Origin of the sequence: Paracoccus sphaerophysae (assembly GCF_000763805.1) — a bacterium.
In the GTDB taxonomy this organism is placed as follows: domain Bacteria; phylum Pseudomonadota; class Alphaproteobacteria; order Rhodobacterales; family Rhodobacteraceae; genus Paracoccus; species Paracoccus sphaerophysae.
This window is the reverse complement of the sequence record NZ_JRKS01000006.1, coordinates 52,121-65,232: the sequence shown is the minus strand read 5'-3', so window position 1 is coordinate 65,232 and position 13,112 is coordinate 52,121. Positions and strand designations below refer to the sequence as shown.

Sequence of the window (13,112 nt, the reverse complement as noted above, 5' to 3'; positions counted from 1 at the left end):
TGGGTCCTGGATGACCGACCTGCCCCGCCGCATCGACCCACTGTCATGGCCGCCCAGCTGGCTCGGGCTGTTCGCCTTGGCGGCCTGGATCGCGGGGCGCCTGTGGCCGATGGCGACCTGGCCGCGCGCCGGCGGGGCGCTGGTCCTGCTGGGGCTGGCGCTGATGGCGGCGGCGGCGCTGACCATGATGCGGGCCGGCGCCACCGTGGACCCGACGCGCGAGCCGACCGCTCTGGTCACCCACGGCGTCTTTCGCTGGTCGCGCAACCCGATCTATCTGGCCGACGCGGTGATCCTGCTGGGGCTGTGTCTGATCTGGCAGCCGCTGGCGGCGCTGGTCCTGGTGCCGGGCTTCGTCCTCGCCATCACCCGCCGCTTCATCCGCCGCGAGGAGGCGTGGCTGCGGGCCCGCGATCCCGCCGGCTTTGCCCGCTGGGCGGCCCGCACGCGCCGCTGGCTCTAGCGCGCCCGGCGCCGTTGCCAATCCCCCTCGCGCCGCGCTAACACCGCCCGAACCTACAGCGAGGCCGTCTCATGTCCGCCCCTTCCACGCCGCTGCGCCTTGGCATCGCCGGTCTCGGCACCGTCGGCATCGGCGTCGTCAAGATCATCCAGGCCCATGCCGACCTGCTGGCCGCGCGCGCCGGGCGTCCGGTCCAGATCACCGCGATCTGCGCCCGCGACCGCCAGCGCAACCGGGATGCCGACCTGTCGGGCTATGACTGGGTGGACCGCGCGACCGACCTCGCCACCCGCGAGGACGTGGACGTGGTGGTCGAACTGATCGGCGGCGACGAGGGCATCGCCAAGGACACGATGGAACTGGCGCTCGACAACGGCAAGGACGTGGTGACGGCCAACAAGGCGCTGCTGGCAATCCACGGCCAGGCGCTGGCCGAACGGGCCGAGGCCGCCGGCCGGGTGATCCGCTTCGAGGCCGCCGTCGCGGGCGGCATCCCGGTCATCAAGACGATGACCGAAAGCCTTGCCGGGAACCGCATCAGGCGGGTGATGGGGGTGATGAACGGCACCTGCAACTATATCCTGACCCGGATGCAGTCGGCCGGCCTGCCCTATGAAACGGTGTTCGAGGAAGCCCGCCAGCTGGGCTATCTCGAAGCCGATCCGACGCTGGACGTGGGCGGCATCGACGCCAGCCACAAGCTGGCGATCCTGTCCTCCATCGCCTTCGGCACCCGCGTCGCCTTTGACGGCGTGGAAATCGAGGGGATCGAGCGGGTCTCGATCGACGACATCAACCGCGCCGCCGACATGGGCTATCGCATCAAGCTGTTGGGCGTGGCGCAGATGACCGCGCGCGGGCTGGAACAGCGGATGTCGCCCTGCCTCGTGCCCGCCGACAGCCCGCTGGGCCAGCTCGAGGGCGGCACCAACATGGTGGTGATCGAGGGCGACGCCGTGGGCCAGATCGTCCTGCGCGGCGCGGGCGCCGGCGAGGGCCCGACCGCCAGCGCGGTCCTGTCCGACATCATCGAGATCGCCCGCGGCGTCCGGATGCCGGTCTTTGGCCAGCCGGCCGCGGGGCTCGCCTCGCCCCAGCCGGCCCGGACCGCGGTGCCGGCCGCCTACTACCTGCGCCTGACGCTGGCCGACAAGCCCGGCGCGCTGGCCAAGGTGGCGACGGTGCTGGGCGATGGCGGAATCTCGATCGACCGGATGCGCCAGTATGGCCACGAGTCGGGCGAAGCGCCGGTGCTGATCGTGACCCACAAGACCACGCCCGAGGCAATCGAGCATGCGATGGAGGTGCTGCCCAGGACCGGCGTCATCACCGGCGAGCCGGTCGAGCTGCGGATCGAGGAAGTCTGAGCCGGGCGTAGGCGGGGCGCTTCCGCGGACGCGCCCCAAGCCGGGGCTCTGCCCCGGACCCCGGGATCCGCTCAGCGTCCTTCGGGGACCGGCAGCAGGTGCCGCAGGCCCTGGGTGACGTCGGTCCTGACCGCGAGCCGCAGCGCCGGTTCGTCGCCGGCCCGGAGGGCCGCGAGGATCATGCGGTGGTGGCGCGGCGCCTCGTTGCGGCGCATCCGCTGATAGACGGCGCGCATCGTCGGCCCCAGCTGCAGCCAGATCGTTTCCAGCATCGCCAGCATCGCCGGGGCCTGAGCGCGCAGATAGAGGGTGCGGTGAAATTCCAGGTTGCTGCGGATATAGCCCACCGCATCGTGGTTCTGCGCCGCATCCCCGATCGCCGCGTTGATCGCCGCCAGCCGGTCGATCAGCGCGAAATGCGCCCGCGGCAGGGCGCGGGCGGCGAGTTCCGGCTCGATCAGGGCGCGCAGGGCGGCCAGCTCCTCGATGCGCTCGACCGACAGTTCCGGCGTGGCGACCCGGCCCGAGGCCGACAGCGTCAGCGCCCCTTCGGCGACCAGCCGGCGCACGGTTTCGCGCGCGGGCGTCATGCTGACCCGGTGGTCGGCGGCGATGCCGCGCAGGGTCAGCGGCTTGCCCGGCGGCAGCTCGCCCAGCATGATGCGGGTCCGCAGCGTGCGGTACAGCCGCTCATGCGCGGCGGGCTGGACGGTCTGGGCGGGGTGCGCGGCCATGACCGACCTGTGATCACAAACGCCGGCGCTGTCAATTTCCGCGTGGCGAATCGGCGCGGAACTGCCATCGGTGCAGCGCCCCGCCATGCTGGCGCAGCCAGCCGCGATGCTGCGGATAATCCGGGCACAGCCCCGCCACGGCGCGCCAGAACTGCGCCGAATGGTCCATGTGGGCCAGATGCGCAACCTCGTGCGCCGCGACGTAGTCGAGCACCGGCGGCGGCGCCATCGCCAGCCGCCAGCTGTACATCAGCCGCCCGTCATGCGTGCAGCTGCCCCAGCGCGACCGGGTGTCGCGCAGCGCGATCGCGCGAAAGGACAGCCCCAGCGTGGCGGCGTGGCGGTCGCTTGCATGGGTCAACCGCCCCTGCGCCAGCGCGCGCAGGAAGGCAGCCGCCGTCGCCGCCGCCGGCCGGGTCGCGGGCAGCAGCAGCGCCTCGCCGTCGATCTGAGGGCGCCGCACCGGCGCGGGGGTAAGGACCAAGGCCCTGCCCTCGACCGGCAGCGCGGCGCCGAATTCGACCGCCGCCGCGGGGACGACCCCCTGCATGGCGCGCTTGAGCCACGCGCTGCGTTCGCTGAGAAAGGCCCGCGCCTCGGCCTCGGGCAGGCGCGGCGGCAGGGTCAGGGTCACTGCCCCGTCGCGCCCCGACACCCGCAGCGTCATGCGCCGCGCGCGCGCCGTGCGCCGCAGCGTGACCGTCGTTCCGTCGTCAAGAATCAGCTGTCCCGACACCCCGTCCCGCCCATCCCGGCGAAAGCCTTTGACACCCCCGGCACCCTATGGCAGGGGAACCCGGATTTACCTGACCTTTGGCGAAAAGAGAACACCATGCCCAAAGAGGAATGGGGCACCAAGCGCCTTTGCCCCGTCTGCGCCGCGCGTTTCTATGATCTCCGCAACGACCCGATGACCTGCCCCGCCTGCGGGACCGAATTCTCGGCCGAAAGCCTCGCGACCGCGCGGTCACGCTCGCTGATCGCCGAAAAGGCGGCGAACCGCGACACCGCCGATGACGAGGTGATCGAGGACGATCTGGATGACGGCAACGATTCCGGCGATCTGGACGACGATCTGCTGGATGACGACGACGACGATGGAGACGTCTCGCTGGACGAGATCGCCGACGTGCCCGAGTCCGACGAGGACTGATCCAGCCCAGACCGGCCTGACGAAAAGGGGCGCGCGAGCGTCCCTTTTTTCATTTGGCGTTTCAGCCCAGCGGCAGGCCGGCATCGGCCTTGGGCTGGTCCATGACGATCTGGCTTTGCACCCGCGCCACCGCCGGATGCGGCAGCAGGCGGTTCTGGATCAGCGCGTTCAGCGCCAGCAGATCGTCGCACCAGACCCGCAGCAGATAATCGGCGTCTCCGGTCAGGGTCCAGCAGGCCACGACCTGCGGCAGGGTGCCGACCAGCCGCAGGAAACTGGCGGTATTTTCGGCGTTGTGGGCGGTCATCTGGACCTCGACGAAGGCCTGCACGTCCAGCCCCAGCCGCGCCGGGTCCAGCCGCGCGCGATAGCCCGCGATGACGCCCTGCGCCTCGAGCCGGGCGCGGCGGCGCGCGGCCTGGCTGGGGGACAGGTTCAGATGCTCGCCCAGCTCCTGCGCGGTCATGTCGGCGCGGCGTTGCAGCGCGGCCAGCAGCTTGAGATCGGTTGCGTCCATGCCGCATGTTAGGCGCAAACTGCGCGCGGATCACGCATAGTGAGTCGCAAAGACCGCCAACTTTACGCCCATCTCGCTGGCAACCTACGCGACACTTGGTCGCAGCACACGCCAGCAGGAACCTTCCGCCCATGGGATCCTTCCCTCACGACGCCCCCCGCGCCCGGATCACCGCCGAGAACCCCGCCGGCACCGACGGCTTCGAGTTCGTCGAGTTTGCCCACCCCGACCCCGACGCCGCCCGGGAACTGTTCCAGCGCATGGGCTTTGCGCTGACCGCCCGCCACAAGACCCGCGCCATCGAGTTGTGGCAGCAGGGCGACATCACCTATGTGCTGACCCACGAGCCGGGCAGCCACGCGCGGGATTTCGTCGAGGAACACGGCCCCTGCGCCCCGGCGATGGCCTGGCGCGTGGTGGACGCCCAGCACGCCTTTGACCACGCGGTCAGGAACGGCGCGACCCCGTTCGAGGGTGCCAAGACGGTCGACTGGCCCGCCATCGTCGGCATCGGCGGCTTGCTGATCTATTTCACCGACCAGTATGGCCCGGGCGCCAACCCCTATGCCGATTTCGACTTCGTCGCCCCGCCCAAGCCGGCCGGGGTGGGCTTCCACTACCTGGACCACCTGACCCACAACGTGTTCAAGGGGAACATGGACACCTGGTTCGACTTCTACGGCCGGCTGTTCAACTTCCGCCAGATCCGGTTCTTCGACATCGAGGGCAAGTATTCCGGCCTGTTCAGCCGCGCCCTGACCTCGCCCTGCGGCCGCATCCGCATCCCGATCAACGAGGACCGGGGCGAGACCGGGCAGATCGTCGAATACCTCAAGCGCTATAACTGCGAGGGCATCCAGCATATCGCCGTCGGCTGCGACGACATCTATTCGGCCACCGACGCGATTGCCGCGCGGGGGCTGAAATTCATGCCCAAGCCGCTGATGAGCTATTACGAGATGTCGCGACACCGCGTCGTGGGCCACGACGAGCCGCTGGAGGCGATGGCCCGCCACGGCATCCTGATCGACGGCGAGGGCGCGGTGGATGGCGGCGAGACGCGCATCCTGCTGCAGATCATCTCGAAGACGGTGATCGGGCCGATCTTCTTCGAATTCATCCAGCGCAAGGGCGATGACGGCTTTGGCGAGGGCAATTTCCGCGCGCTCTTCGAAAGCATCGAGCAGGACCAGATCGACCGCGGCGTTCTCAGGGCGTCCTGAGAAATTGCGGCGGCCGGCGCGTCAACGCCGGCCGCGCGCGGTTCACGAATACAGCGCCAGCGACAGCCACGGCACGGCCACGATCAGCGCCAGCCGCACGATGTCCGAGGCCCAGAACCAGGAGACGCCGCGAAAGATCGTCCGCAGCGGCACGTCCGGCATCACCGAGCGCAGCACGAACACGTTCATGCCGATCGGCGGGGTGATGAGGCTGATTTCCGTCACCACCACCACGATGATGCCGAACCAGATCATCACCGCCTCGGGGCTGGACAGGATTTCCAGCCCGAAATCCATCCCCGACACCAGCGGAAAGAACACCGGCACGGTCAGCAGGATCATCGACAGGCTTTCCAGGAAGCAGCCCAGCACCATGTAGATCAGCACGATGACGACCATCACCATCCAGGGCGACAGGCCCAGTTGATCGACCAGGTCCGACAGCGCGTCCGGCAGGCCCGCAAAGGTCACGAAGTTGCCGAAGATCTCGGCCCCGATGATGATCGCGAAGATCATCGCCGAGGCGGTGGCGCTGTCGACCAGCGCCGTCCACAGGGCGCGGCGGGTGAGTCCCCGGTCACCAGCGCGATCATCATCGCTGTCGCGGCGCCCATCCCGGCGGCCTCGATCGGGGTGAACAGCCCGCTATAGATGCCGATCATGATGAAGGCGAACAGCGCCAGCACCGCGGCCACGCTGACCAGGTCGCTGCGCGACAGCGGCAGCGGCTCGCCGACCGCGGGGGCCAGCGACGGGTTCATCCGCACCGCAACCATCACCGCCAGCAGATAGCCGAGGATGCCGACAATGCCGGGGATGATGCCGGCCAGGAACAGCTTGCCGATCTCGCCTTCGACGAGCAGCCCATAGACGATCATCACCACCGAGGGCGGGATCAGGATGCCCAGCGTGCCGCCGGCGGCGATGGCCCCGGTGGACAGGCTGTCGGCATAGCCGAAGCGGCGCATCGAGGGCATGGCGACCTTGGTCATCGTGGCGGCGGTCGCCAGCGACGACCCGCAGACGGCCGAGAAGCCGCCGCAGGACAGCACCGTCGCCATCGCGAGCCCCCCGCGCATCCGGCCAAAGATGCGGTCGGCGGCGGCAAACAGCCCCTGGGCGATGCCCGAGCCGGCGAGGATGTTGCCCATGAAGATGAACAGCGGCACCACCGACAGCGAATAGTTCAGCCCGGTTTCAAAGACGGCGTTGCCGACCATGGCGCCGGCGGGCTCCCACCCGCGCAGCAGGCCAAAGCCGATGCCGCCGACGATGGCCATGCCAAAGGCGATGGGCACCCGGACGAAGACCATCGCCAGCAGGACGGCCAGAGCGATCAGCGAGGTCGTCATTCGGGTCTCCTTGCAGCCATCACCACGGCCGAGCCGGCGCAGCTTGCCGCGGCGAGGAACGCCAGCGGCGCCATCGGCAGGGCCAGCGAGGCGCTGGGGGTGTGTTCGGCGGCCTGGGTCAGGCCGATGCGGACCAGCCGCCAGGCGAAATAGGCCAGCGCCACCGCGGACACGAGGCCCGCGATCCGCGCCATCGCCCGCTGCACGGGCAGCGGGAACAGGTGCAGGGCGAGGTCGACCTCGACATGGCCGCCATCGGCCGAGGTCAGCGGCAGCGCCGCAAAGACCAGCGCTGCCAGCAGGATCTGGGTCAGCTCATAGGCGCCGCCGAAGGGGCGGTTCATCAGATAACGGCCCACGACGTCGATGCAGGTGACGGCGATCAGCGCCAGGATCAGCCCGCCGGCGGCCAGGGCGAGCAGGCGATAGGCCGCCGAATCCCGGTGCTGGGTCCGGCCGGGGATGTGGCCGGGGACATCCGCCGGCTGGTTCAGCGCCGCCGGCCCCTCGCCGCCATGCGACCAGTGGTCGTCCCGGTAGCTTCGCAGCGGAACGGCTCCAGCGCGGCAGTTGTCACGATCCAGGGGCTGATGGTGGTGCCCAGCGCCTTGGACTGGAACGGGCCCAGCGGCTGGTATTCCCAGGCCTGCACGTCGCGCGCCGACCAGTCGTTCAGCAGCACATAACCGAACATCATCGCCTCGGCCTGTTCCACGCTGACCTGGTCGCCCAGCGCCGAGTCGGCGCCGACGACGGCGCCCATCTCGAGTTCCAGGTCCAGCCGCCTGCACGGCGCCCAGATCGGGCCGTCCTCGCCCTTCAGCTGGCCCATCGGGCGGTGCAGGTCGGTGCCTGAGACGACCACCGGCGAAGCGCGGCCGTTATAGCCGATCGGCATGTGGGTCCACTGCGCCGGCAGCGCGTTTTCCGGCCCGCGGAACAGCACGCCTACGTTGAAGGCGTGGTTCTTCGAGGCATAGAAGTCGGTGTATTCGGTCACCCGGATCGGAAGGTGCAGCGTGGCGTCGGCCATCGCCACGGTAGGCAGGTCGGGGTTGCCGCCCTCCGCGGCCAGCAGTTCGGTCAGCCGGGCGCGGGTCGCGGCCCAGGTCTCGCGGCCCAGCGCGATGAAGTCGTTCAGCGCGGGGCGGGCAAAGGTGCCCTCCCCGTCGATCAGCCCGGCCGGCTCGGCCGCCGCCAGGTCGACGATCCGGTCGCCGATGGCGACGCCGCAGCGGGGCGGCTCGCCGGCCACCGAGAACACCCCATAGGGCAGGTTCGCCAGAGGGAAATCGCCCTCGGGATCGTTGGCGGATTCGACCCAGCTGTGCTGCATGGCAGCCTTGCGTGGTTCCTGGTAGCGAGAAAATGGACGAGTATCGTTACAATTGCAACGATAAAGTTGCAGCCGCAACCATCCCGGCCGCAGCAGCGCGGGTCACTTTTCGCCCGGCGTGCCATCGAAGGTCTTTTCCAGCGACGCCCAGCAATCGGCATAGTCGTCCTGCAGACGGGTCATCGGCTCCTCCTTCCCCGGCAGTCGTTGCAGTTGCAACCATATGCCGCAGCCGGATGATTCGGGTCAAATGAAATAAAATCGGCGGCGCCCTAGCCGGCCCCTGCCGCCCCCCGCGGCCGCGGGAAGGCCGCGCCCCGGCCGCTACCGGGCTGGGTCACGCGCGCCATCGCCTGGTCCAGCGCCGCAACCCCCCGTTCGAACGCCGCGAGGTCGTCGGGGTCCATCGCGCCGAGGATCTCCGCCGCGCGCCGTTCCACATCGCGGAACGCACGCAGGAACAGCGCCTCGCCGGCCGGGGTGATGGTGAAATCGCGCAGGCGGCGGTCGGAGTCGAGGATCTCGCGGGTGATCAGCCCCTTGCCCTCCAGCCGCGCGGCGGCCCGGCTGACCTGCACCTTGTCCAGCGAGGTGCGGTTCGACAGTTCCAACGAGTTCAGCGACCCGGCATCCTCGAGCAGGAACAAAAGCCGCCATTCCTCGCGCGACAGCCCGTATTCGCGGCCATAGACGGCGACCAGCTGGCGCGAGAACGCCTCGGCGGTGACGGCGAGCCGATAGGGAAAGAAGGTCTCGATCTGCATGGTCGTCGGTCCTCGTGGGATCGCGCGCTGGGGCGGTTGCGCGGCAGGATCGTTGCGGGCGCAACGGTTGCCCCCGTGATGCCCGAGCCCTGCCCCGCCGGTCAAGATCACTCTGGTCCGCGGGTCGGCTGGCCTGCCGTGCAGCCTGGCAAAACCGCGAAAGCCCGCCACGCAAGGAACTGGACCCGTTCCCTGCTGTTTACCGAAAGCAACCGGGGCGCGCCTGTCCCATCCAGCACAAAGGAACCCGTCATGAATTCGATCATCTACATCGTCGGCCTGGTCGTCGTCGTCCTGTTCATCCTGTCGATGCTCGGCCTGCGCTGATGGAATGATCGGAAGCGCGCATCCGCGACAGCGCCGCGCCCGTCCAGCAGACGGACCGCGGCTATGTCGACTGGGGCAGCATCCTCGCCGGTGCCGTGGTCGCGGCCGGGCTGTCGGCTGTCTTCACCGCCTTCAGCGCCGCCCTCGGACTGGGTTCGATCTCGGCCCGGCCGGGCAGGGGCTGGGGTTCGGCTCGGTGATCCTCGCCGGGCTGTTCATGGTCGTGACCCTTGTCGCGTGCCGTCCGCTCACGCCGGGGGTGGCGCGCGGGGCCGGTCTGCGCTAGGGGGCCGCAACCTTTCCGATCAGGACCGCGCGCCCCTCATGGATATCCGCAACATCGCCATCATCGCCCATGTTGACCACGGCAAGACCACGCTGGTCGACCAGCTGCTGAAGCAGTCGGGGTCGTTCCGCGAAAACCAGGCCGTCGCGGAACGCGCGATGGACAGCAACGACATCGAACGCGAACGCGGCATCACCATCCTGGCCAAGGCGACCTCGGTCGAATGGAAGGGGACCCGGATCAACATCGTCGACACCCCCGGCCACGCCGATTTCGGCGGCGAGGTGGAGCGCATTCTCTCGATGGTGGACGGCGTTTGCCTGCTGGTCGATGCCGCCGAAGGCCCGATGCCACAGACCAAGTTCGTGACCTCGAAGGCGCTGGCGCTGGGCCTCAGGCCCATCGTGGTGCTGAACAAGGTCGACAAGCCCGCGGCCGAGCCGGATCAGACGCTGAACGAGGTCTTCGACCTCTTCGCCAACCTCGGCGCCTCGGACGCGCAGCTGGATTTTCCGCATGTCTACGCCTCGGGCGTGAACGGCTGGGCCGACGAGACGATGGACGGCCCGAAACAGGACATGAGCGCACTGTTCGACCTGATCCTGCGCCATGTCGAGCCGCCGAAGCAGATCGCCCGCGAGGCCGAGCCGTTCCAGATGCTCGCCGTCACCCTGGGCGCCGATCCGTTCCTGGGCCGGCTGCTGACCGGCCGGGTCGAGGCCGGCCGCGCCAAGGCCGGCGACACCGTCAAGGCGTTGAGCCGCGACGGCGAGCGGGTCGAACAGTTCCGCATCTCCAAGATCCTCGCCTTCCGCGGCCTGACCCAGACGCCGATCGACGTGGCCGAGGCGGGCGACATCGTGACGCTCGCCGGCATGGCCAAGGCCACCGTCGCAGACACGATCTGCGCGCCCGAGGTCGACGCCCCCCTGCCCGCCCAGCCGATCGACCCGCCGACCATCAGCGTGACCTTCGGGATCAACGACAGCCCGCTGGCCGGCCGCGACGGCACCAAGGTCCAGTCGCGGGTGATCCGCGAGCGGCTGATGAAGGAGGCCGAATCGAACGTCGCCATCAAGGTCGAGGACACGCCCGGCGGCGACGCCTTCGTCGTCTCGGGCCGGGGCGAGCTGCAGATGGGCGTGCTGATCGAGAACATGCGCCGCGAGGGCTTCGAGCTGTCGATCTCGCGCCCCCGCGTCATCTTCCGCGAGGACGGCGGCGAGCGGCTGGAGCCGGTCGAGGAGGTCATCATCGACGTCGATGACGACTATACCGGCACGGTGATCGACAAGCTGACCGGCGCCCGCAAGGGCGACCTGGTCGAGATGCGCCCGGCCGGGCACGGCAAGACCCGGATCGTGGCCCATGTCCCCTCGCGCGGGCTGATCGGCTATCAGGGCGAATTCATGACCGACACGCGTGGCAACGGCGTGCTGAACCGCATCTTCCACGACTGGGCCCCCTACAAGGGCCCGATCGCGGGCCGCCGGCAGGGCGTGCTGATCTCGATGGAGAACGGGGTTTCGGTGGCCTACGCGCTGTGGAATCTGGAAGAACGCGGCAAGCTGTTCATCGGCGCGCAGGAACAGGTCTATGAGGGGATGATCATCGGCGAACATTCCCGCGACAACGACCTGGAGGTGAACCCGCTCAAGGGCAAGAAGCTGACCAACGTCCGCGCCTCGGGGACCGACGAGGCGGTGCGGCTGACGCCCCCGGTGCGGATGTCGCTGGAAGAGGCCATCGCCTATATCGACGACGACGAGCTGGTCGAGGTTACGCCCAAGATCGTCCGGCTGCGCAAGCGCCACCTGGACCCGCACGAGCGCAAGCGGCAGGCCCGCGCCGAGGGCTGAGCCGGCGGCCGCGGCGGGGCTGCTGCCACCGCGCCGCGGCGCGGCGGTTCCCGCGTCGCGACCCGGCTATGCCGTTGTTCTTGCCCGCTCGCCGGCATTCGGGCATGTATGAGGTGTAGACATGTCGACGAGGGCGGGAAGGCATTGGGTGGCGCGGCGACCGATACGGACTCGATGATCGACCGGATGATCCTGGCGGCGATCGATCAGCTGCACGAACGCCGCGTCACCAGGATCGACATGGCGGACGTGGCGCGCCGGGTCGGCATCGACTTGGACGTGGCCCGGACGATGTTCAAGGACGAGGATGCGCTGGACGAGGCGATCGGCACCTTCGGCATCGCGCGGCTGGCGGACGAGATGACGCGGGCGCTGGTCGCGGTCCCGATCGGCGACGACCGCGCCTCTCTGATCGCCTTGGCGCGGGCGTATATCCACTTTGCCCTGGAAAATCCCAAGCTGTATTGCGTCCTGACCACCCAGGTCCTGCAGCCGCGGCAGACCGACTCGATCGCGCGCCTGTATGATGCGAGCTTCGTGCCCCTGGTCCGCCGTTTCCTGGGGGAAACCGATTGCCCGCCATCGCGCCGCGCGGTGATCGCGCGCGCATTCCTGTATGGCTTCACCGACCTGGCGCTGGAAGACCACCTGGAACTGTGGCTGCCGTCCACGGGCGACAGCGAGGCCGACCTGATGGCCACGGTCGAGGACTTCGTCGACCTGCTGCTGGCCGCCGGCCCAGGCAAACGAACCGGCGCGACCCAGGATGACGCGGCCGAGGCTCAAGCGCGGCCGGGTGCGACGGCCACACCGCCGCGGCCCGCCTGACGCCCGGGCGCCGGGGGGTCAGCCCATCTTCTCGGAGGCGTAGCCACCGGGGCTGGCCGGAAACACGACCGTGCGTTCGTCGTTCAAGAACACCCGGTGGTTGATATGGGCGTGGATCGCGCGCGACAGCACCACCGCCTCGACGTCGCGGCCGAGGCTCACGTAATCCTCGGGCGACTGGGCGTGGGTGACCCGCACGGTGTCCTGCTCGATGATCGGGCCCTCGTCCAGGTCGGCGGTGACGTAATGCGCCGTCGCGCCGATCAGCTTGACCCCGCGATCATAGGCCTGCTTGTAGGGGTTCGCGCCCTTGAAGCTGGGCAGGAAGGAATGGTGGATGTTGATGATCCGCCCCGACATGCGCTGGCAGATGGCGTCCGACAGCACCTGCATGTAGCGCGCCAGCACGACCAGCTCGGTCCCGGTTTCGTCGACGATCTCCATCAGCCGCGCCTCGGCCTCGGCCTTGCGGGCCTTGGTGACGGGGACGTGGTGGAAAGGCAGGTCGTGGTTCACCACGACCTTCTGATAGGTCAGGTGGTTCGATACCACGCCCACGATGTCGATCGGCAGCGCCCCGATCCGCCAGCGATACAGGATGTCGTTCAGGCAGTGGCCGAAGCCCGACACCATCAGCAGCACCCGCATCCGCCGGGCCGGATCGTGGATCGCCCAGTCCATGCCGAAGGGCTCGGCGATGGCGGCGAAGCCGTCGCGCAGGGTGGCCACGTCGGCGCCGGTCTCGCTGCGAAAGCTGACCCGCATGAAGAACCGGCCGTTGGCCAGATCGTCGAACTGGGCCGAGTCGGTGATGTTGCAGCCGTGCTCGGCCAGGAACCCGGCCACCGCCGCGACGATGCCGCGCCGGGACGGACAGGCGACGGTCAGGACGAGATCGGTCAT

The 13,112-nt window shown here is 69.1% G+C and carries 13 protein-coding genes and 2 pseudogenes; 7 read left to right on the top strand and 8 right to left on the bottom strand.

Annotated features, from left to right (window positions below; translation table 11 throughout):
- Positions 1 to 10 precede the first annotated feature (10 nt).
- Positions 11 to 463 carry a methyltransferase family protein gene (locus IC63_RS03630; protein WP_036716979.1) on the top strand — a complete coding sequence of 151 codons (453 nt, stop codon included), beginning with the start codon at positions 11 to 13 and terminating at the stop codon, positions 461 to 463.
- 71 nt (positions 464 to 534) lie between these two features.
- Positions 535 to 1,830: a homoserine dehydrogenase gene (locus tag IC63_RS03625; RefSeq protein ID WP_036716978.1), complete on the top strand. Its 1,296-nt coding sequence runs from the start codon at positions 535 to 537 to the stop codon at positions 1,828 to 1,830.
- 71 nt (positions 1,831 to 1,901) lie between these two features.
- On the opposite strand, the gene IC63_RS03620 is transcribed toward IC63_RS03625, so the two are convergent.
- Complete coding sequence (locus IC63_RS03620; RefSeq protein WP_036716976.1) at positions 1,902 to 2,564, bottom strand: GntR family transcriptional regulator; 663 nt, start codon at positions 2,562 to 2,564, stop codon at positions 1,902 to 1,904.
- 31 nt (positions 2,565 to 2,595) lie between these two features.
- Entirely contained in the window at positions 2,596 to 3,300 is a 705-nt protein-coding gene (locus IC63_RS03615; RefSeq protein ID WP_232222497.1) for a M48 family metallopeptidase, read from the bottom strand.
- A 96-nt stretch (positions 3,301 to 3,396) separates the two neighbouring features.
- Between IC63_RS03615 and IC63_RS03610 the strand changes: the two genes are divergently transcribed.
- Positions 3,397 to 3,717: an FYDLN acid domain-containing protein gene (locus IC63_RS03610; protein ID WP_036716975.1), complete on the top strand. Its 321-nt coding sequence runs from the start codon at positions 3,397 to 3,399 to the stop codon at positions 3,715 to 3,717.
- A 61-nt stretch (positions 3,718 to 3,778) separates the two neighbouring features.
- Here the strand turns inward: IC63_RS03610 and IC63_RS03605 are convergent, their stop codons facing one another.
- The gene (locus IC63_RS03605) at positions 3,779 to 4,234 is read right to left on the bottom strand and encodes an Lrp/AsnC family transcriptional regulator (protein ID WP_036716973.1); all 456 of its coding nucleotides are present in this window, start codon (positions 4,232 to 4,234) and stop codon (positions 3,779 to 3,781) included.
- 131 nt (positions 4,235 to 4,365) lie between these two features.
- Between IC63_RS03605 and hppD the strand changes: the two genes are divergently transcribed.
- Positions 4,366 to 5,457 (top strand): 4-hydroxyphenylpyruvate dioxygenase, encoded by a 1,092-nt coding sequence (gene hppD, locus IC63_RS03600; RefSeq protein WP_036716971.1) that lies wholly within the window; start codon positions 4,366 to 4,368, stop codon positions 5,455 to 5,457.
- 42 nt (positions 5,458 to 5,499) lie between these two features.
- Here hppD and IC63_RS03595 read toward each other — a convergent pair.
- The 4 genes and pseudogenes from IC63_RS03595 to IC63_RS03580 form a co-directional block, all read right to left on the bottom strand.
- A pseudogene (locus IC63_RS03595) lies at positions 5,500 to 6,809 on the bottom strand (TRAP transporter large permease).
- Positions 6,806 to 7,192 (bottom strand): TRAP transporter small permease, encoded by a 387-nt coding sequence (locus IC63_RS03590; protein ID WP_269634657.1) that lies wholly within the window; start codon positions 7,190 to 7,192, stop codon positions 6,806 to 6,808. Before IC63_RS03590 ends, IC63_RS03595 begins: the two are co-directional and overlap by 4 nt.
- Before the next feature lie 158 nt (positions 7,193 to 7,350).
- Positions 7,351 to 8,145, bottom strand: a pseudogene (locus IC63_RS03585) (fumarylacetoacetate hydrolase family protein); the annotation flags it as partial.
- A gap of 272 nt (positions 8,146 to 8,417) precedes the next feature.
- Positions 8,418 to 8,909, bottom strand: coding sequence for a MarR family winged helix-turn-helix transcriptional regulator (locus IC63_RS03580; protein ID WP_036716970.1), 492 nt, complete (start codon positions 8,907 to 8,909; stop codon positions 8,418 to 8,420).
- Between the two features lie 75 nt (positions 8,910 to 8,984).
- On the opposite strand from IC63_RS03580, the gene IC63_RS03575 reads away from it, so the two are divergent.
- The 3 genes from IC63_RS03575 to IC63_RS03565 all read left to right on the top strand — a co-directional run bounded on the left by IC63_RS03575 (position 8,985) and on the right by IC63_RS03565 (position 12,209).
- Positions 8,985 to 9,236, top strand: coding sequence for a hypothetical protein (locus IC63_RS03575; protein WP_156965334.1), 252 nt, complete (start codon positions 8,985 to 8,987; stop codon positions 9,234 to 9,236).
- Between the two features lie 324 nt (positions 9,237 to 9,560).
- On the top strand, positions 9,561 to 11,381 hold the full coding sequence (typA, locus tag IC63_RS03570; protein WP_036716967.1) for a translational GTPase TypA: 1,821 nt from the start codon (positions 9,561 to 9,563) through the stop codon (positions 11,379 to 11,381).
- 174 nt (positions 11,382 to 11,555) lie between these two features.
- A complete protein-coding gene (locus IC63_RS03565; protein ID WP_036716965.1) occupies positions 11,556 to 12,209 on the top strand; it encodes a TetR/AcrR family transcriptional regulator in 654 nt (217 codons plus the stop codon).
- An 18-nt stretch (positions 12,210 to 12,227) separates the two neighbouring features.
- Here the strand turns inward: IC63_RS03565 and purU are convergent, their stop codons facing one another.
- Positions 12,228 to 13,112 carry a formyltetrahydrofolate deformylase gene (gene purU, locus IC63_RS03560; RefSeq protein ID WP_036716964.1) on the bottom strand — a complete coding sequence of 295 codons (885 nt, stop codon included), beginning with the start codon at positions 13,110 to 13,112 and terminating at the stop codon, positions 12,228 to 12,230.

Coding starts and splice junctions, on each gene's coding strand:
- IC63_RS03580 (WP_036716970.1), bottom strand. CDS start 8,909: ATGCAGATCGAGACCTTCTTTCCCTATCGGCTCGCCGTCACCGCCGAG.
- IC63_RS03605 (WP_036716973.1), bottom strand. CDS start 4,234: ATGGACGCAACCGATCTCAAGCTGCTGGCCGCGCTGCAACGCCGCGCC.
- IC63_RS03620 (WP_036716976.1), bottom strand. CDS start 2,564: ATGGCCGCGCACCCCGCCCAGACCGTCCAGCCCGCCGCGCATGAGCGG.
- IC63_RS03610 (WP_036716975.1), top strand. CDS start 3,397: ATGCCCAAAGAGGAATGGGGCACCAAGCGCCTTTGCCCCGTCTGCGCC.
- hppD (WP_036716971.1), top strand. CDS start 4,366: ATGGGATCCTTCCCTCACGACGCCCCCCGCGCCCGGATCACCGCCGAG.
- IC63_RS03565 (WP_036716965.1), top strand. CDS start 11,556: ATGATCGACCGGATGATCCTGGCGGCGATCGATCAGCTGCACGAACGC.
- IC63_RS03630 (WP_036716979.1), top strand. CDS start 11: ATGACCGACCTGCCCCGCCGCATCGACCCACTGTCATGGCCGCCCAGC.
- IC63_RS03625 (WP_036716978.1), top strand. CDS start 535: ATGTCCGCCCCTTCCACGCCGCTGCGCCTTGGCATCGCCGGTCTCGGC.
- purU (WP_036716964.1), bottom strand. CDS start 13,112: ATGACCGATCTCGTCCTGACCGTCGCCTGTCCGTCCCGGCGCGGCATC.
- typA (WP_036716967.1), top strand. CDS start 9,561: ATGGATATCCGCAACATCGCCATCATCGCCCATGTTGACCACGGCAAG.